The organism is Paraburkholderia sp. A3BS-1L, from assembly GCF_051125215.1.
GTDB lineage: Bacteria > Pseudomonadota > Gammaproteobacteria > Burkholderiales > Burkholderiaceae > Paraburkholderia.
The window spans coordinates 371,068-389,294 of the sequence record NZ_CP120446.1 but is presented as its reverse complement, the minus strand read 5'-3'; the positions used below and the strand labels follow the sequence as shown (position 1 = coordinate 389,294).

The window sequence follows — 18,227 nt, the reverse complement described above, 5'->3', positions numbered from 1 at the left end:
CTCCGTATCCACTACGCGAGCCGCGACTCAGTGTCAGCCGGCCTTCGATGGCGCGTCGCAGATGCCTGTCCGTACTGAAACTTGTCCCTTCAACGCGGTTGCTCGCAGACGGATTGCCGGAGCTACTCATGGAGCATGAGACATCCAAAGGATACGCGCTGTGGGGCCACGCCATTGAGCAGCAGCAGGATCTTCTCGCTCCGGACCGTTACGCTGCGAGCGGGACAGATACGCGCGCCCAGAAGCTTGTCGAGGCGTCCGGCATTCTGGAGTTGTTCGATACGAGCCAGATCTCATGCCAACAGCTGAACCGTAGCGCCATCGACCGGCCATTGCCTTTTACGCTTGGCAGAACGGACTGTAGCCGGGCGCGGGCGCGATGAACTTGAGGTCGGCTACCCGCCCGGGTGGCCGCTTTTTGCGCAGTATCGTTCAAGCGCGACCGGCAGGACGTTATCGCAAGTGGCGAGAAAACTAATATTTCTGCCTGTCAGCTGTGGCTGTCCACCCAGGCGCGCGCCCAGTCAAGGCCCATCTGCTGTGCGATCACTTCTTCGTCGACGATGCCGAGCACGTCGGAAGCGACGACCAGTTTGCCCGCCCGGGTTACGGTGCCGCTCGAGGCGAATCGCTCTGGCTCAAGGATGCCCCCCTGCTGCTCAATGGGGTGACCCCATAGGTCGTATCCGCGATATCGCTCGGTCAGCATCAGCGCTCCGTCGCCACAGGTGCACTGCGGCCAGTCACGCGGAGCACGTTGCCCTCAGGCGTTATCTGGCGGGGGATGCGGTCATAGCTGGGGTGCGCGTTCGCCGCCTCGGCGGGCGGCTGCATACTGGCCGGCGCGAGTGCGCGTGACATCAGACGGACCACCACCCGAGCGCTGACGCGCTATACCAATCAATCAACATGCGCTAGCCCCGGGTCTTGCGGCTAGTTCGTGAACCCAGATCGGACGCTCACTTTCGTTGGGCGTGTCTCAGTGGAAAACCTTTCCACCCATCGCCAATTGATCTTCTGATTTGAGTCAATCTGTCGGGGATTTCCGTCACTAGCCTGATGACGTAGTGGCCGCGGAGCGCGTCTGCGAGACCTGCGAACCCTGCGGCGCAATAGTCCTTCTGACCCATATATTCGCAATCCCAATCATCAGGAGATGGATGATGATTCCTCGTTCGGTTAAAGCACCGACAGTCCCAATTCCCTATCAAAAGTTACTTAAGATCGTCGCGATTGTTGGCAACAGCAATGTTCAGGCAAACGAGTTGATCGATCTCTTGCGCGCAGAAGGCTACACCGTCGAGGTGACGGAAACGTTCGAACGCGACGTCGACGAGGATGCGGACGTCGGCACCTACATCGCGATGATTGACGGCGCTCGCCGCGAATCGGCACGGCAAATGGCCCGCAAGGTGCGAGAGCGCGGATTCCAGATGCCGATGTGGGGGCTTGCCGATTCCCATCGCATTGGCGACCTTGCCACCATGCAGGAACTGGGCGAAGTCAGCGGCTACATCTACCTGGGTCAGCAAACGCCCGCCTACTACACGCGCCAGGTGATCGCGGCACTGATTCGTTACGGACAAACGCTGCTTCCGCCGTTCTTCGGCGGTCTGCTGGCTTATGATGCGGAAGCCAACATCGCGTTCGACTGCCCCGGACATCAGGGTGGCCAGTTCTATCGCAAGTCGCCCGCGGGCCAGTTGTTCTTCAGGCACTTCGGCGAAGGCATTTTCCGCAATGACCTGTGCAATGCCGATGTCGATCTCGGCGATCTGCTCATCCACGAAGGACCGGCGGCTGAAGCGGAGGCTCATGCAGCGAAGGTGTTTGGCGCGGACCGTACGTACTTCGTGCTGAACGGGACCAGCACTTCCAACAAGATAGTTGCGGGTGCCGTCCTGAGACGGGACGACCTTGTGTTGTTCGACAGGAACAATCACAAGTCCCTGCATCAGGGGGCGCTCGTTCAGGCCGGCGCGATTCCTGTCTTTCTGCCAACGGCACGAAACGCCTTCGGTATGATCGGCGCGGTCGACTGGGACGCCTGGGATGAGACCTGGCTTCGCGAACAGATCCGCAACCACCCGCTGGTAGAGGACCGCGACCGGTGGCGCGCAGAACGTCCGTTCAGACTCGCGTGCATCCAGCTCGCCACATACGACGGGACGATATACAACGTTCGCAAGGTCATGGAAAAAATCAGCCATCTTTGCGAGTACGTCCTCTGGGATGAGGCGTGGATCGGCTATAACGCCTTCCACCCCCTCTTCAAGGATCACAGTCCAATGCGTCTCGAGACGCTGACGGCTGACATGCCGGGTCTGTTCTCGACGCAGTCCGTCCACAAGCAGGGCGCAGGTTTTTCGCAGGCATCGCAGATTCACAAGCGCGACGAACACCTGCGCGGCCAGAAGCGCTATATCAATCACAAGCGCTTTAACGAGTCATTTCTGATCCATGCGTCGACCTCGCCCTTCTATCCCCTCTTCGCCTCGATCGAGGTGAACGCGAAGGTGCATGAGGGAAAAGCCGGCGAAGTCCTGTGGGATAGTTGCATCGATCTCGCGGTAGAAGCGCGCAAGAAATTCCGGCAGTTCTGCCGGCATTTCGAGTCGACTTCGAGCAACGCCGACGAGCAGTGGTTCTTCGACCCGTTTGTGCCAGATACCGTCACCGTGCGCAATTCGCCACATACCGGTGACCTTATTGATGTCCCGTGGGAAGACATACCTACGGATGTGATCAAACGCGAACAGCAATGCTGGACTTTCCATCCGGAAGCGAAGTGGCATGGCTATCAAGGTTACGCAGACGGATACGCCATGGTGGACCCTAACAAGCTCACACTGCTCACCCCCGGCATCGATCGCGCAACCGGCGAGTATCTCGACTTTGGCGTTCCAGCCACGGTAGTGGCGAATTATCTGCGCGAGGAAGGCATTGTCCCGGAGAAATGCGACCTCAACAGCATTCTCTTCCTGATGACCCCCGCTGAAGACGAAAGCAAGCTCAATACGCTGATCGCGAGGCTGGTGCGCTTCAAGCGCCTGTGGAACGAAGACGCGGCGCTCGAGGACGTGCTTCCCTCACTCTATTCGGCACATCACGAACGGTATGCCGGATACACGCTGCGCAAGATCTGCAACGAAATGCACGGCTTTTACCGCAATGCAAACGTGAAGGAACTCCAGCGGCTGTGCTTCCGTGCATCCAGCTTTCCCGAGCCGGCGATGTCCGCGGAGGATGCCTATGAAGCGCTGGTGGCAAACGACGTCGATTATGTGCCGCTCGAAAGAGTCCATAACCGCATCTCGGCAACCCTGGCGCTCATTTATCCGCCCGGTATCGGCGTCGTCTTGCCGGGAGAGCGTTGGGATGATCGGGCGAAACCCATGCTCGACTACTTTCTCGCATTTGAGGAATCGTTCAACCGGTTTCCAGGTTTCAACTATGAGGTTCAGGGCGTGTTTCAGGAAAAAGTGAATGGGCGCATCCAGTTCTACACGTATGTAGTCCATGAGTAGGTGACTAAACGCAATCTTCAGGTGAGAAGGTGACAGCCATGGCGGAGAAGCAGCAGAAAATTAACGTTGTCCAGCTGACGTTTATCGTCGCTGTGAACATGATGGGGTCCGGCATCATCATGCTGCCGACCAATATGGCCAAGGTCGGAGCGGTCTCGCTCCTGTCCTGGGTCGTCACGGCGATCGGTTCGATGGCAATCGCTTACGGTTTCGCCCAGGCTGGCATTCTCAACCAGCGCGAAGGGGGACTGGCAGCCTATGCGGAGGACGCGTATGGAAAATCAGGCTATTTTCAGGTGTTCTTTCTCTATTTTCTTTCTCTCAACTGGTTGCGCGTTTTCGTGTTTGAGAACAAGCGGGCGCACAACGGGAGTCTTGCGGCCACGCGGGTTCTCGGGGATATTCGGGGTCATGCCGCGATTGAAGATCGCCTTGCAGTTCGCCCGGCAATCGTAGACGCCATCCAGACTGACGGTTGAACCGTACGGGTCAGCGCCAATGGCGCGAGCCATTTCGGTGAGTCCGGGCAGCGCGTCGCGCAACAGTGGCGATTCATTGCGGTTGCCCGGCGCGCATACGAATGGCGCGATGATGTTGCAGTTGCGATCGCAGAACGCAACGACCTTGTCGCCCTTGAGATGTTTGTGTCCGCTGTAGCCGAGATTGTCGCCGCCTTTTTTTGCCGCAGTCGTGGTGCCGTCGCCGTGGATGACTGAAAGGTCGAGCAAACGGTCCTGATGAAGTTGATGTACCGAACCCGAAAAGATCCGCCCGATGCTGCCATCTGCATGCCAGCGCCGCATCGCACGGTAGATGCGCGTGTAGTGAATTTCGGCACGACCTTCTGCATTCCTCTCGATCGGCAGCATCTTCCATTGGCATCCCATGTACAGCGCTTGGAGGATGTAGTTGAAGAGCTTGTGCAAGGGCAGCGTGGGGGAAGGACCGCGACGGCCACGGCCCAGACGCGGCAAGACAAACTGCTCGAACTGCTCCTCGCTCAATTTCGTTGGAATCCCTTGCCAGCATGGGCTTGCGGTCATTCGCTGCATCCAGAAATCTGGACTCTACCCGATCAGGCGCCGTCGACCCGAAACCCGCTCTAGACCTGACTTGCAGACAAATTCAGCGACCTCGGAAAACTAGCAACCAGTTGCCAACCTCCGGCAGGTATCGGCGACAAACCGCTGTTCACATGCGTCGTCGGTGGGACGTTCCGCCGTCGGCTCCACTCTGTAACCGGTCACCCGATTGTCGAAGACGAACGTTCCTTCATCGGCCTGAGCGGACCTTCGATATCAAAGGCCACGTGGCCGCTGCAGGTCACTTTGCTGACGCTCGCAAGTCGCCGTCGGCCGGTGCTAGCGCTGAGTATCGGGAGTGTGTGTTACCGACCCATTTCAGCCGCTCGGCTTGTGCTGTTTCGACGGCCGCGTACGAGTGCATAACGGTTGTCCGCGCGGGGGAATCAATTCGATGCGCCCGATAGATCCTCCTCCACGTACCGCAAGATAGCCTCAAGCAGAGCCTCACGCGGGTAGGCATTCGCTGTCACAAAGAGCGCCCCGATCGTTGGATGCATCCGGGCAACCGGTACCGCCAACGCCCAGTGATCCGCATCGACGTAAGCAAGAAGCGAGCTTCCCGGTACGATCTCATCGTAGAAGATGACCTGGCTGTCGTTTCGTGCATCGACACGCGAGAGCTTCTTGATGCGTCAGAACCGTGTCCGGTGAATTGAGCCGTGGCTTGAAACAGTCATAGCCGATGCCCTGTACAACCGCGGCGATGAGGTGTCGCTGAGAGGTACCCAGGGCGACGGGCTTGCCAGTGCCGGGGGGCTCGATGCCGACGCGGGTCAGCGCGTCTTCTCAGGGGCGGTAATCGGGCAATCCGGGGCCGCGAGCTTTCAGGACCGGGCAATAGATCTCGCGGAAGCGCCCTCGTTGATCCTGCACTCCCGCCTGAGTTGCGGGCACGAGAGCCAGCGGCGGTGTATCGGTCGAATATGGGACAAGCGGCTACGTCGCGCACGCTCCCAGCAAGGTACGAGTGCAAAGGACTTCAAATCTTCAGTCGGGAAATCTTGGTGCCAGCCAGAGACACGTCTCCCATCAGACCTGCATTTGTGAGCACGATGGCTTCGACGGGGGCGGTGGCCGTTGTCGTATCAATCTCGCCATTCGCTCCAACCTTCAACAGCGCAACGGATCCTTCGCCACCGACTGACCAGCCTTTCGAATTGCGGAACCTGTTAAGCGCATCGTGCGTCATGAACAGGAAAATGACGGCCTTAGATTGAGCGCCTGCCTGCAGGCCGAATGAACCCGCCGCCGTGCTGTAGTAGCCGACCGTTTTTCCGCCTACCCGCAAAGCGCCTTTACCGTATTCCCCACCGGCGACGAACCCGGCCTTAATCACGGACGGAAATACGAGTACGCCGTTCGCCTTGGCGGCAAGCTCCTTTGAGCCTTTGACGGTCTTGAACAGCCGCGACAGTGTCTCGTTGACCTCAGCATCGATTGCGTGGCGTTTCGCTGCATCGGACTCTGCGGCAACGGCTTCAGTCATCATCGTCGGGACTGTGCTCAGCGCCAGTCCCACGACCGTCAGCGTAGCCACACCTGTGCTCAGAAAAGATCTCCTGCGCATGATCACCTCCATGAAGGGTTAAGGTCGAATTCACTACGTCTGGTAACTAGCCGACGTGACAGGCAATCGATGGGTAGGGTATGTTGGGAGCACGACATGGTGGATTCTGGTCGTTAGTTTCGTCGGAAAACCATGCAACGCGAAGCAGACGGATGGAGGAATTCGTGTGGCCGGTTATCGCAGGCGGTTCAACCGCCTGGAAGTAGGCGATTGGATTGCGAGGCGAGGATTGCAGCGCCGGTCACGCTGGTGAAATTCGAACCGGAGGCGGACGACGGCTCTTCGTCTGGCGACGCGGGAATTTCAATTAATCTGATGCAACCGGGCTCCTGGTCCCTCGTCATGCCAACAATATTTGGCATAGTCGAGCGTTGCGCAATAGGACTTAGGTCCAATATGACAATGGCAGTCGCCGGCGGAGATACACCGGATCAACTACTGCACGCTGCTGGGTCGCTACCTGGCTGGTTTCTTAATGATGTGTTTCAGACGTTTGAGTGTCCGTGCGACGGCGCGTTTGAATGATTGCAGTTGGCAGCCCGCGACCCTTCGCCGACGGCCACAGCCTCATCGCGCGAATGGCGGCTAGCGGACTACGACGGACGGGAGATATCGTCGGTGACTCTGACGCCCTCTGCGGTGTCACAGCAGATCGCACAACTGGAAGAGGAGGCCGGCGTCACGCTTACGGAGCGCTCCGGCCGCAGGGTCAGGCTTACTCCCGCCGGCCAGGCGCTGGTGGGGTACGGCGAGCGGATGATGGTTGTGCTGGACGAGGCTCGCCCGGAAATGGCAGAGCTTCGGCGTGAGATAGCCGGCGAGTTGCGCGTCGCCGCATTTCCGTCGATCGCATCGGTTGTACTCCCTGACACGGTAAAGGCGCTGCAGCTCGCGTTTCCGCGGCTGGAGATCGCAATTGAGGAATTGGAGGCGATTGACGGGGTGGCGGCACTGCGGTCATGGAGAACGGATGTCGCCTTGATTGACGATCTCTCAATCGTGGCGGGCGATAATCGGGAAAACGTCGCGGTTGTGCCGCTGGCCGAGGATGTGTGGTACGTGACCGTATCGACTGACCATCCGCTGAGCAAAAAGCCGTCGCTTAGTCTGGCCGATCTCAGGCACGAAACCTGGGCAATCGAATCGAGGGCGGGGCCCTTGGGAAGTTACGTCGCCGATTTATGCCGCCGCGCCGGATACGAGCCTCGGACCAACGCCAAATGCCGGGGATCCGAGATGATCGAAGCGATGGTGGCCTCCGGCTGCTCGGTGTCAATCGTCCCCGGACTCAGGATGTGACGATCGCCGCCGGCGTGGCATGGGTAAAGCTGAGGCCAGAGGGTTCGCCGCAAAATCTACGTCGCTTATCGCCGCGGCGAGCGCAACCACCCAATGGTCAAAGTGTTCGTCGCGGAAATCGTCCGGACGGCATCGAGACTTCTCGGTTAGCTGAATAGCGATGATCGCGTCTTCAAGCGTCCGTTAGTCGAATGGAGCCGACGTTCGAGTGGCGGGCTTAACGCTGGGCTCAATGACCGGCATTGGCCGCGTGCCGAGGAGATTCCGGATCCTCAGTGGCATCTGTTTCCGAATTCCTTAGTAATGCCATCTGGACAGCTTTGATCTGCATCAACTCACCCGGCGGCAATTAGCGGTGTCATAAAAAAAGCTTTGGAGGATGGTCAGGCTGCGAACCTATGCTCAGCGTGTCATGCAAGACGCCCGATTTTCCGATGAATGACTACCCGGGTGGCGCCGTTGGCGGCCCCCGCAGTCAGCGGCACTCGTGAGCCCGTCGGCCAATCCCGTCCGAGACTGCGTCCGCCAACCAGCGAAATCCTGCACGCGCCAAGTTCAATTGACGCCGGCGCTTTGCTGGGATTTTCCTTGATGGCAGCCTGGAGGAGAGATGCAGATCTACCGTGTGGATGAACCTCGTATCGGTGCATTGCGTGTACGCGAATGGCGGCACCGCGCCCGCCATGCGCTCGCCCTGCTTCTTCTACTGCTGCTGATAGTCACCACGGGGCTGACGCTGCTTGATAACTCGAATGTGCCGCTGGCGACGAAAATGTTTCATGCGCTGTGGGACGGCGTGAACCTTGTCACCACGCTCGGCGATTTTTCCGATTTTGACGAGCGCCAAAAGTTCTTCATGCTCGCAGCCATGCTGGCGACCATGCTGGTCGCAGCCCTCGCCATTTCTATGCTGACGGGGCTGCTTTCGGGTGACGACGTGATGATCTATCGGGAGAATAGAGCTATGGAACGGAAACTCGAGCAACTTTCCGATCATGTCGTCGTGGTCGGTTTCCGCTCGCTCGGCGAGACGATCGCAGAGCGCTTGCGGGCGGCGGGTGAACCCGTTCTCGTTCTCGCCGCGGATCAGGCGGTCGCCCACCGGGCGGCGGACCGCGGCCACCTCGTCCTGCTCGGCGCGCGACACGCCCTCGACGACATGCTGCGACACGCGAAGCTCGAACGGGCAAAAGCCATGATCGTGACGTCGCCCGACGCGAACGACAACCTCGCGATCACGCTGATGGCGCGCACGATGAACCGGTCGCTGACGATTATCGTGCCCGGCGAGAACGAATTGAGAAAGACGCTGCTGAAGACCGCCGGCGCCTCCGAGGTTGTGATCGCAAACGACCTGGTGGCAAGCGCCATCGTCGACAAACTCACGCTGCACGCGAAGGTGACGCCATGAAGCCGGCTGTTTCGGCCGATGCGGCCGTTCCCCGCCTGCCCTTCCTGCATGGGCTGCTGCCGTTCAACCGCTCACAGTTGCCGCACGACATCGTCGCGGGCATCACACTCGCAGCCCTGGGCATTCCCGAAGTGATGGGCTACACGAAGATCGCCGGCACGCCGACCGTCACAGGCCTTTACACGATCCTGCTGCCGCTTGTCGCATTTGCGCTGCTCGGCGCGTCGCGGCACCTCGTCGTCGGGGGGGACTCGGCGACCGCCGCGATCCTTGCCGGCACGCTGACAACCGTGGCCGCACTCGGCAGCAAGGACTACGTCGCACTGACCAGCACCGTCGCACTCGTCGTGGCGATCATGCTCGCGCTCGCGCGCGTCTTCCGCCTCGGCTTTCTCGCCGACTTCCTGTCGCGCAGCGCGCTGATCGGCTTCTTGACCGGCGTGGGGGTGCAGGTCGCCATCGGAGAGCTCGCCGGGCTCATCGGACTCGAGAAGCACGGACACGGACCGCTGATGCAACTCGTATCCGTATTCCAGCGTGCAGGCGGGTTGAGCTACGGCACGACGGCGCTTTCGGTGACGGTGCTCGCCGTGATCGTCGGATGCGAGCGTTTTGTGCCGCGCGCCCCGGGGGCGCTGATCGCCGTCGTCGGCACGATAGCGGCCAGCGCGGCGTTCGGCTTCGCTCGGCACGGCATCACCGTGATCGGCGAGGTGCCGGGGGGATTGCCGTCGCTCACCCTGCCGCCGCTGCGGCTCGCGGACATGGATCAGGTGCTGGCTACGGCCGCCTCGTGCTTCATCGTCATCATCGCGCAGAGCGCGGCCACCGCGCGCGCCTACGCGAACCGCTACAACGAACGCGGCGACGACAACCTCGACATCGTCGGCCTCGCGGCGGCGAACGCCGCGGCGGCGCTGACGAGCACGTTTGTCGTGAACGGCAGTCCGACCAAGACGGAGATGGTCGACGAAGCAGGCGGACGCACCCAGGTCGCCCACCTGACCACCGCCGTGATCGTGCTGCTCGTGCTGCTTTTTCTGACTCGGCCGCTCAGCTTCCTGCCGGCCGCTGTGCTTTCGGCGATTGTCTTCCTGATCGGCATGAAGCTGATCGACGTGAAGGGCATGACCGAACTGTTCCACATGCAGCGCGACGAATTCCTGGTCGCGTTGCTCACGGCGGGCATCGTCGTATTCGTCGACGTCATGCACGGCATCATCGCTGCGGTCATCCTGTCGATGATTGCACACACGCGGTACAGCTACCGGCTGCGTACGCGTGTGCTGACGCGAGCAAAGAGCGGACATTGGGTGCCCCATGACGTCGTGCCCAACGTCCTTGCGGCGCCGGGGATCGTGGTCTATCGATTCGAGGCCGACCTCTTTTACGCGAATGCGGGGCGGTTCATGGAAGAGGTCCTGAGAATCGTCGAGCAGACCGATCCGCCCATGAGCTGGTTGGTGATCGACGCGACTCAGATCAACAACGTCGACTACACGGCCGTCAAGATGCTGTTGCAGCTGCGCGAGGAGCTCGAACGGCGCGGAGTGGGGTTCGCGTCGATCGCGATTCCCGAAGGCGTCCGCGCCGAATTTAGCCGCTATCGTGCACTTGGCGCCACCCCGTCGCGCCACCGGAGCTTTTCCACGGTGGACGAGGCGGTCGAGGCATTGCGCGTCGCGCAGCCGCCGGCTGCGATTGAGCACGATACGAAGGCATGAAGCTGAGATGACATCACCACGATCGCAAAAGGTGGCCTTTATGCCGAAGACAGCTGATGAAGCCGCTGTGTGAGGTATATGGTCGCGCAAGGCGTGACGGCGTCGGGAGACATGTCGAAGCTGTTTGAAGGACGAGGGGCGCGCGAGTCGCGTGTTGAGGTTAGGAAAGCCGCTCGTCAAAGGGTGCCGCGCGAGCAACTCGCGAGATGCACATTGGTCGAGCGCGATCCGATTGCGCTGCTCGAGAAGTCGAACGAAGGCCGGCTGCCGAACCTGATACCGATCCGGTACGGGCGGATGCTGGCGAGTCCGTTTGCGTTCTATCGCGGTGCAGCTTCGCTGATGGCCTTCGACCTCGCGAAGCTGCCGCGTACCGAGATCACGGTGCAACTGAGCGGCGATGCGCACCTTGCCAACTTCGGGCTCTTCGCGAGCCCCGAGCGGCACGTTCTGTTCGGACCAAATGATTTCGACGAGACGCTGCCCGGACCGTTCGACTGGGACGTCCGCCGACTTGCGACGTCATTCGTGATTTCGGCACGCGAACGCGGATTCAAGCAAAGCGACCAGCGCGACATTGCGCGCACGCTCTGTGCGACGTTCCGCGAGCAGATCGCCGAGTTCAGCACGATGGATACGCTCGACATCTGGTACTACCAGTTCGCGGCCGCGAACATGCTTGCGATCGCGGACACGGCGCTTGAGAGAAAGAAGGAAAAGGCGGTAATCAGCAAGGCCCGCACGCAGTCGTCGCGTCGGTGCTGGCAAACGCATGGGGAGCCCGTAAGTTAACGAGCTTATAGGCATACGTCCAGATCATGCCAATCAGGACGGAACACCGAACACGGAAATAACGAGGAGCACCAAAAGCACGGCGATTCTGGCTTTGCGGAGCCGTGTGAGACAGTCTGCCAGTTGTTGCACTGCACGTGCGACATTGCTTCTCCCGTCAGACGTGATCGCGTTTCCTTCTTCTGATCCGTATTTGCCACGTCGCGCCGCTGGACCCTTATGCAACGATACAACGGGGACAATCTGATGCGGGTTTCAACGTCGAATCGGACCGTCGTAGCGCGGCGTCTGGAGTGGCTGTCGCTCGTTGAAGAAAACATTCATTGTGCGGGAATGGTAATCAGCGGCAGGGGCTCCTTGCTCGCGGTGTTGGCCAATGAAAAAAGGAGCATCAAAGCACCCAATGCACGCTTGGTTCGCAAGTCGCCCTGATCCACCCGGAACCAATACCCGCGGTAGTGCACGAACGCGTATGCGTCTATCGGCCTATCCCTGCCGCTGTGAACGAACATTGCCACGCCCTGGCATCTGCTGCTTCCATGAATCGGCAATCGCCGTACTATAGTCAAACCGGTCGGCAACAATCGTTGTCGGCCCAAGCGACGTGCAGCCCCCGAGGAACACGATGGCCATGATCCACGCGTACAAGTTCCGTGCTACGCAGCAAATGGCGTCTCTGGTCCTTCGCAAACAGTCGTGGCTGAATCTGTCTCCCATATCGTACCTTGCTCAACGTCCCCGTCATCATCGCGCGCCTTATTCCGCCTCTTCGACGGTAGCTTCGAGCCTGCCGCCGCGAATCGCGCGTACGAGCGCGGCATGATCAGCTTCGTTCTGGTCGGCGTAAGCGGCCGAAAACGCGGCGATGGTCTTGTCGAACGCATCGCTCTTGCCCAGGTAGCCGCTGATCACGGCCGGATCTCCCGAGCGAGCGTGAGAGAGCGCAAGCGACTGGCCACACCAGCCCGCGAAGATCGCCATTTCGACCTTGCCGAAGTTCTCGACCGCAGGCTTGACCTTCACGTCCCGTAACTGGCGCACGTAGAAGTGATGTCCGCCGGGGCCCGCGGTCCAGCCGAGGAAGATGTCGCTCGCGGGCTGCATGAGCCAATGCCCGTTCACGACGCGCTGCCCATGATTGCCGTAGACGCTACGGCCCGCGTATGCCTCCAGGACCGAAGCGCGTGCCTCCTTGACCTGAAGGAATAGCGGCGTGCCTGTGCCTTCCATCAGCAGCACTACCCAACAGATGGTGCCGACACTGCCGACACCAACCACCTTGATCGCAGCGTCAAGGATGTCGAAGCGACCAAGCAGCATGCGGTGAGCCGGCGTCAGGCTTTCCCGGTACGTTGCCATTGCCTCGTTGGCAAGAGCGTCGATTTTCCCCGGGGGCAGCTCCGGCGGATGAAACAGCGTCGGCGGCTGCTCACGGATGGCCGCTTCCTGACCGGTGCCGGCTGCGAGCTTCGGAAAGAGATCTTCCGCCAGGCTGCTTTCGCGTGCCTTTTCGATAGCCCGGACTGTACGCCGGCGCATCGCCGGGTCTGGCAGCGAGGCAATCAGCGCTTCGGTCTCGATCGCGTGATACCAGAGGTCGAGCGAGTTCATCTCGCTGTACTCGTTCATGTGCTCGCGGTATGAGCGGACACAGGCGAGTGCAGCGTCCTCTGCGGCGCCGTTGGAGAGACCGTTGTCGCGCGAGGCAATGATGACGCTCGCGGCAAGGCGCTTCAGGTCCCACTCCCAGGGCCCGGGCAATGTTTCGTCCAGGTCGTTAATGGAGAAGATGATATTGCGTTCCGCCGTCGCAAAGCCGCCAAAGTTGACAAGGTGGGCGTCGCCGGAGCATTGGACGCGTACACCGGTAGCGGGGAGCGCTGCCAGGTCGTGCGCCATGTTCAGCGCAGCGCCCCGATAGTACGTGAACGGCGACAGAGCCATGCGCCCATGGCGCAACGCTAATAACTGCGGTAGACGTCTCTTGTCCGACACCTCCACAAGATGAACCGGGTCGGGACGATCAGCGGCCGGCTTCCACACACCATGCAAATCACGCGGGCACTGCTCGCGCAGCTTCTTGCCCAGCGCACGGCGCTCGGCTCGTGGTCTCTGATGAGTGGCGGGTAGCGACCTGGATTCTGTGCGGTCATCTTTACTGGCTTCCTTCAGCGTTTGGCCTGGCATATCCGCCTCCACGATCTGCTCAACTCGTTGCCTACCGTACGGCGGCTTGAATTTCACGGCGAACGTCTTTGCCTGTTTATCGTATGTTCTTGTTGTTATCGTGGAGGGCGTTGACACAAATCAAGTAAAAAACCATGAAAGACACGACGACGCGACACCGGCGCTGCGACTAAGCCCGATTTGTGCGTGCAGCGCGTCCGCCAGGTACCGGAGTAATGCAGTCGTTCCAAAGGCACAATTGCCTGCTCGCCGAACGGCAGGTTGTGGCCCAGACTGTGTCAAAACGCGTGGCTGCTGGAAAGACGAGACCTTCTCCTGGAACAGGTTTCGACGGTGAACTGCGGGAAAACAAACATCAAGCTACTTGAAACAGATACGTGAAACTACTGCCGCGATTCGACCACCCCCGCCAGGTTCACGCTCGCATTACCTTTACCACCATTTCTGCGCCGAGCAGCTTGATCACCCGCTTCATGTTGTACGCGAGCACGTGCAAGCTCATTTCGGTACTTACCCGCTCAATCGTTCTTGTCAGGAAGTGGGTTGCACCCATCCACGCCTTGAGCGTGCCGAAGGGGTGTTCGACAGTCTCTCTTCGGATCCGCATCATGTCTGGGTTATGGTCAAGTCGATTCTGCATCTCTTCGAGCACCCCTTCGTGCTCCCAGCGTGCCACGCGGCGTTGAGGGCCGGCGTGCAGTGCTCCTTTAGCGGGCATTGCTGGCAATTCGAACTCCAATACTTACTGATCTTCAGGCCGCGCTCAACGGTCGAGAATCGCCAGATGAGCCGCTCGCCTGCCGGGCACCGATATTCGTTCATCTTTGCGTTGTAGATGAAATCGTCCTTGCCGAAGCGACCATCTGCCGTTGCGCTCGACGTCACTGTCTTCGGAACGAACACGGTTATTCCAGCCTCATGGCATGCGAGTATCTCCTCGCTCTTGTAGTAGCCGCGATCCGCAACCGCGGTGAGCTTGTCGATGCCCATCTCTGTACGGGCGAGTTTCGCCATCGACGTCAACTGATCACGATCAATGCCGTTATTGGTAACGACGTGCGCGACGATCAGATGGTGCTTCGTGTCAACCGCCGTCTGGACGTTGTAGCCAACGACTCCGGTTCCTCGGGTCTTCATCGAACGGGCATCCGGATCTGTGAGCGATATCTGTCCGTCCGGTGCTTCCTTCAGCCTGACCTCGATCTCCTTGAGGCTTCGCATCTGTTCCTTCAAGGCTGCAATCTTGTCTTGCAATCGCTCTGTTCTGGCCTTCGCGATGGCAGGCTCCTGACGATCCGCCGTGTCCATCGCCTCGAGATAGCGGGCGATACTTGACTCGATGTCGCGCATGCGTCGTTCGAGTTTGGCGCTCGTGAAGTTGCGGTCGCGATGGTTCACCGCCTTGAACTTGCTCCCGTCGATTGCCACGAACGCTTCGGTGAAGAGGTCCAGACGTTGGCATAGCACGACGAACTGGCGACAGACGCTGCGGATCGCTTTGCCGTTGTCTTTACGGAACCGCGCAATGGTCTTGAAGTCCGGCGCCAGGCGACTCGTGAGCCACATCAGTTCGACGTTGCGCTGAGCCTCGCGTTCAAGGCGACGGCTGGATTGAATACGGTTCAGATAACCGTAGATGTAGATTTTGAGCATCACCCCCGGATGATACGAAGGCCGACCCGTTAGCGCTGGCTCAACGCCTTCAAACCCGAGCTTGTGAAGATCCAGCTCATCCACAAAAACATCCACCACGCGTACCGGATTGGTGTCTGTCACGTAGTCATCAAGCGCTTCGGGAAGGAGGAAACTTTGCGTACGATCTTCGCCTTGAACGAATCGCTTCATCTCGCCTCTCCCCGTACACGACGAATAATTTTAGCAGTACAAAGTTATGTTTTGACACAGTCTGGGCCGCGAGCCGACGCGCAACTCGCGTTGCGCGAGGCTATGCGGGAGCGGGGGCGGCGACCGGCGCCCTCCTTTCGGATGCAACCGTCTGGGCAGCGACTTCCAATGACAGTTCCCGCTACACCCGCGCCTCGCGTCCTGTCTCGGCTTGGCACGGGGCGACCCTGATATCCGGGATGTAATGTCAAATATCACCGTAAGCAATGGAAGTTGCGGCGCTGGAGCGCACGAGGAAAGGGTGCGCAGGATTACATCACATTCTTGTCCGACGAGCATCACATACTCGCGGTCAAGGACGGCCGTGATATGGAGAGCCTATCGCGCTACCTGACGAAGCCTGGGAAGCTAGAGCTTGGCCCGATCGCAACGTTGACGATTGATATGAACCCCGCCTGGCCGCGGCGATGATTCACGAACGCGTCCATTAACATCACGCTGTGTGAGGCAGCCAGACGCCGGAAATCGGTTGAAACAGTCCGGCCGGCGTCGTGACATAAGCCCGAAGATTTCAGTGCAGGGTGTGGACGCTGCTGATGGACTGATCATCGTCATCATTGGACGAGGCCTGATCAAGGATCGCGCATCGGAAGTCCAATTTCACGCGGAGGATGGCTGATTCGATGCGTGCATCACCGCGGTGGCCGCTCAGGCGCGTATTGATCGCCTCCTCGACGGCGAGGATCGCCTGCTCGATGCTCTCCGGATCGTCGCTATCGAACCCGACCTCAAGCTCAATGCTCTCCAGCAGATCCAACGCTGTTGCAATGTCCTCGGAAGCGACGAATAGCGTCTCGGCGTTTTCGCTCATCTACCCCTCCCCGTTGGGTTGTCTAGAGTCTGCAGACAGGTGCGACTTGCACGGCTATCCTTGCACATTCAGAGCAAACCTGCCCGGCGAGGAAGGCGGCTGTTGGGTTCGAAACAACCGAAGGGTTGCGGTACGTAGTGAAGCGAATAGAATTGAATGTTCAAGCTTGATCAGTGGTCGTTGCGTTAAAGAAAAAATCCCGCGGGCCTGACAATGTCGTGGAGCGCTCAGCGACACACACGTCCCTGCCGACCTTCCGCCTGAGGGACGCCTTTTCGGCCTTTGCGGACGTTCAGGTGTCGCCCCTTTGTGAGGCAGCTTAAGGTTGTACTCCCGTCAATCGAACCTCAACGACCGCGAATGTCGGGTCTGACGATGCGTACTTGCGACCCCAACCAGCCATCCGAGAGTTGCTCAGGCACGTGCATTGGCCGCTTTGTGCATCTCTATTTCGTCTGCAACCGCTTGCCGTAGAAATGGCAATCCAAATGCAAGCGGTATGCAAGCACTGTTGTTATCCGATGAAATGCAGTGTTTGAAATGCGTGAGCCGAGCACGTTGATCTCCGGTTGCAACCCATCCTAGCCACGGGCACACTGAGGGTCAGCCAGCAGTCGTCCGGGCGAGTACGGGGCGTGGCGCATTTCACCCGGCTGTGTCCCAATGGCACCTATAAGCTCTTCGAAAACCATTTCGATCAGAAGCCCATTGGTTTCACACCGCTTGATGGCTTGGGAGGACGGACATGATCAATTCCACCGGAAGTTCTTTGGGCGTCGCTGTCATTACCGGCGCATCCTCCGGGATCGGCAAAGCTTTTGCCGAGCGCCTGGCCAGCGACGGGTATGCCGTCGTGCTCGTCGCCCGGCGACGCGACCGGCTCGAAGCTGTTGCCCGCGAGATCGAGGCCGGCGGTGCCTCTGCGGAAATCATCGTCGCAGATCTGGCGCGGTCGGAAGGCCTTGACACAGTAGAGCGACGGATCCGGGCCGGGGATGTATCGCTGATGGTCAACAATGCCGGTTTCCAGACCTACATGCCGTTCGTCGACCTCTCGATCGACCGTGCCGGGGAGGAGGTCGCCGTGCAGGTGACTGCGGTCATGCGTCTGTCGCATGCAGCACTTCCTGCGATGATTGCGCGCGGAGAAGGCGCCATCATCAATGTCTCTTCCATGCTCAGCTTCAGCGGAAGCCTGAACCACCCGTTTATGCCGAAGCGCTCGGTGTATGCTGCCACGAAAGCCTTCGTCACGACCTTCAGCGAGCTTCTCGCGGCTGAACTCCTGGGCACGGGTGTTCACGTACAGGCACTTTGTCCCGCAGTCGTCAGGACAGAATTCCATGACATCGACGGCAAGCCAATCCTCAGGCCCAATGTGCCGGTGATGGAGCCGGCCGATGTCGTCAAGGCATCCTTGGCCGGCCTCCGGCAAGGCGACACGATCTGCATCCCAGCATTGGAGGAAAGGGACAGGCTCTCCGCGGTTGCGAACGCAAATCGCTGCCTGTTCGATGCCGGTCGCGGGGCCGAACTCGCGTCTCGGTATCGCTGACGGCCGCACACGCGTTGGGCGACGTGCCAGCCCTTTCTCATGCTCATCTGTATGTTGGGCTAAAACCGACTGCCGACAGACGTGGGTGGCAGAACCCGACCCACAACCGTCCTTTGCGCCAATGCAAAGGGCTATGGCCGGTTGCAAGGTGGAACGGCCATTCGCTCGGTTCCCCACTGGCAAGTTGTCGGCCATAGACGACGTTCGTGAGTCGAAGCTGCTGTATCTGCTTGCCGCTGCACAGCCGTCGTACGCCGGGGCAACCGCGACCGGTTTCTACCAACGTCGACGAATGCGGACTACGAAGTACAACGGTCGTTCGTCAATTCGCTCATGAAGACTGATGCTCAAGAGGATCGGGGCG

General features: G+C 59.7%; 12 protein-coding genes and 3 pseudogenes. 8 read left to right on the top strand and 7 right to left on the bottom strand.

The window, feature by feature from the left end; translation table 11 throughout:
- Window positions 1–128: 128 nt before the first annotated feature.
- On the top strand, window positions 129–383 hold the full coding sequence (locus P5W99_RS37320; RefSeq protein ID WP_434666675.1) for a hypothetical protein: 255 nt from the start codon (window positions 129–131) through the stop codon (window positions 381–383).
- A gap of 107 nt (window positions 384–490) precedes the next feature.
- Here P5W99_RS37320 and P5W99_RS37315 read toward each other — a convergent pair whose 3' ends face one another.
- Entirely contained in the window at window positions 491–709 is a 219-nt protein-coding gene (locus tag P5W99_RS37315) for a hypothetical protein (protein WP_434666673.1), read from the bottom strand.
- Window positions 710–1,160: 451 nt separating this feature from the next.
- Here P5W99_RS37315 and speC point away from each other — a divergent pair, with 451 nt between their 5' ends.
- Together speC and potE are read left to right on the top strand one after the other, a co-directional pair.
- Window positions 1,161–3,527 carry an ornithine decarboxylase gene (speC, locus tag P5W99_RS37310; RefSeq protein WP_434666671.1) on the top strand — a complete coding sequence of 789 codons (2,367 nt, stop codon included), beginning with the start codon at window positions 1,161–1,163 and terminating at the stop codon, window positions 3,525–3,527.
- A 38-nt stretch (window positions 3,528–3,565) separates the two neighbouring features.
- A pseudogene (gene potE, locus P5W99_RS37305) lies at window positions 3,566–3,787 on the top strand (putrescine-ornithine antiporter); the annotation flags it as partial.
- Window positions 3,788–3,808: 21 nt separating this feature from the next.
- Here potE and P5W99_RS37300 read toward each other — a convergent pair.
- The 3 genes and pseudogenes from P5W99_RS37300 to P5W99_RS37290 all read right to left on the bottom strand — a co-directional run bounded on the left by P5W99_RS37300 (window position 3,809) and on the right by P5W99_RS37290 (window position 6,179).
- A complete protein-coding gene (locus P5W99_RS37300) occupies window positions 3,809–4,570 on the bottom strand; it encodes a transposase (RefSeq protein ID WP_434666668.1) in 762 nt (253 codons plus the stop codon).
- Between the two features lie 425 nt (window positions 4,571–4,995).
- Window positions 4,996–5,515 (bottom strand): annotated as a pseudogene (locus P5W99_RS37295) (hypothetical protein).
- A gap of 76 nt (window positions 5,516–5,591) precedes the next feature.
- A complete protein-coding gene (locus P5W99_RS37290) occupies window positions 5,592–6,179 on the bottom strand; it encodes a BPSL1445 family SYLF domain-containing lipoprotein (RefSeq protein ID WP_434666665.1) in 588 nt (195 codons plus the stop codon).
- A 618-nt stretch (window positions 6,180–6,797) separates the two neighbouring features.
- On the opposite strand from P5W99_RS37290, the gene P5W99_RS37285 reads away from it, so the two are divergent.
- From P5W99_RS37285 to P5W99_RS37270, 4 genes are all read left to right on the top strand, one after another.
- Window positions 6,798–7,478 carry a LysR substrate-binding domain-containing protein gene (locus P5W99_RS37285; protein ID WP_434666662.1) on the top strand — a complete coding sequence of 227 codons (681 nt, stop codon included), beginning with the start codon at window positions 6,798–6,800 and terminating at the stop codon, window positions 7,476–7,478.
- A gap of 610 nt (window positions 7,479–8,088) precedes the next feature.
- Window positions 8,089–8,889, top strand: coding sequence for a potassium channel family protein (locus tag P5W99_RS37280; RefSeq protein ID WP_434666659.1), 801 nt, complete (start codon window positions 8,089–8,091; stop codon window positions 8,887–8,889).
- Complete coding sequence (locus tag P5W99_RS37275) at window positions 8,886–10,613, top strand: SulP family inorganic anion transporter (RefSeq protein ID WP_434666656.1); 1,728 nt, start codon at window positions 8,886–8,888, stop codon at window positions 10,611–10,613. Before P5W99_RS37280 ends, P5W99_RS37275 begins: the two co-directional genes overlap by 4 nt.
- A 213-nt stretch (window positions 10,614–10,826) precedes the next feature.
- A complete protein-coding gene (locus tag P5W99_RS37270; RefSeq protein ID WP_434666653.1) occupies window positions 10,827–11,405 on the top strand; it encodes a DUF2252 family protein in 579 nt (192 codons plus the stop codon).
- 756 nt (window positions 11,406–12,161) lie between these two features.
- Here the strand turns inward: P5W99_RS37270 and P5W99_RS37265 are convergent.
- The 3 genes and pseudogenes from P5W99_RS37265 to P5W99_RS37255 form a co-directional block, all read right to left on the bottom strand.
- Window positions 12,162–13,649, bottom strand: a complete 1,488-nt coding sequence (locus P5W99_RS37265; RefSeq protein ID WP_434668340.1) for a DUF2252 domain-containing protein — start codon at window positions 13,647–13,649, stop codon at window positions 12,162–12,164.
- 358 nt (window positions 13,650–14,007) lie between these two features.
- A pseudogene (locus P5W99_RS37260) lies at window positions 14,008–15,437 on the bottom strand (IS1182 family transposase).
- Between the two features lie 571 nt (window positions 15,438–16,008).
- Window positions 16,009–16,308 (bottom strand): hypothetical protein, encoded by a 300-nt coding sequence (locus tag P5W99_RS37255; protein WP_434668338.1) that lies wholly within the window; start codon window positions 16,306–16,308, stop codon window positions 16,009–16,011.
- A 745-nt stretch (window positions 16,309–17,053) separates the two neighbouring features.
- On the opposite strand from P5W99_RS37255, the gene P5W99_RS37250 reads away from it, so the two are divergent.
- Window positions 17,054–17,863: an SDR family NAD(P)-dependent oxidoreductase gene (locus P5W99_RS37250; RefSeq protein ID WP_434668335.1), complete on the top strand. Its 810-nt coding sequence runs from the start codon at window positions 17,054–17,056 to the stop codon at window positions 17,861–17,863.
- Window positions 17,864–18,227: the final 364 nt, after the last annotated feature.

What these genes read in the sequence shown, in the direction of transcription:
- P5W99_RS37320 (WP_434666675.1), top strand. Translation starts at nt 129, where the DNA reads ATGGAGCATGAGACATCCAAAGGATACGCGCTGTGGGGCCACGCCATT.
- P5W99_RS37315 (WP_434666673.1), bottom strand. Translation starts at nt 709, where the DNA reads ATGCTGACCGAGCGATATCGCGGATACGACCTATGGGGTCACCCCATT.
- speC (WP_434666671.1), top strand. Translation starts at nt 1,161, where the DNA reads ATGATGATTCCTCGTTCGGTTAAAGCACCGACAGTCCCAATTCCCTAT.
- P5W99_RS37300 (WP_434666668.1), bottom strand. Translation starts at nt 4,570, where the DNA reads ATGACCGCAAGCCCATGCTGGCAAGGGATTCCAACGAAATTGAGCGAG.
- P5W99_RS37290 (WP_434666665.1), bottom strand. Translation starts at nt 6,179, where the DNA reads ATGCGCAGGAGATCTTTTCTGAGCACAGGTGTGGCTACGCTGACGGTC.
- P5W99_RS37280 (WP_434666659.1), top strand. Translation starts at nt 8,089, where the DNA reads ATGCAGATCTACCGTGTGGATGAACCTCGTATCGGTGCATTGCGTGTA.
- P5W99_RS37275 (WP_434666656.1), top strand. Translation starts at nt 8,886, where the DNA reads ATGAAGCCGGCTGTTTCGGCCGATGCGGCCGTTCCCCGCCTGCCCTTC.
- P5W99_RS37255 (WP_434668338.1), bottom strand. Translation starts at nt 16,308, where the DNA reads ATGAGCGAAAACGCCGAGACGCTATTCGTCGCTTCCGAGGACATTGCA.
- P5W99_RS37250 (WP_434668335.1), top strand. Translation starts at nt 17,054, where the DNA reads ATGATCAATTCCACCGGAAGTTCTTTGGGCGTCGCTGTCATTACCGGC.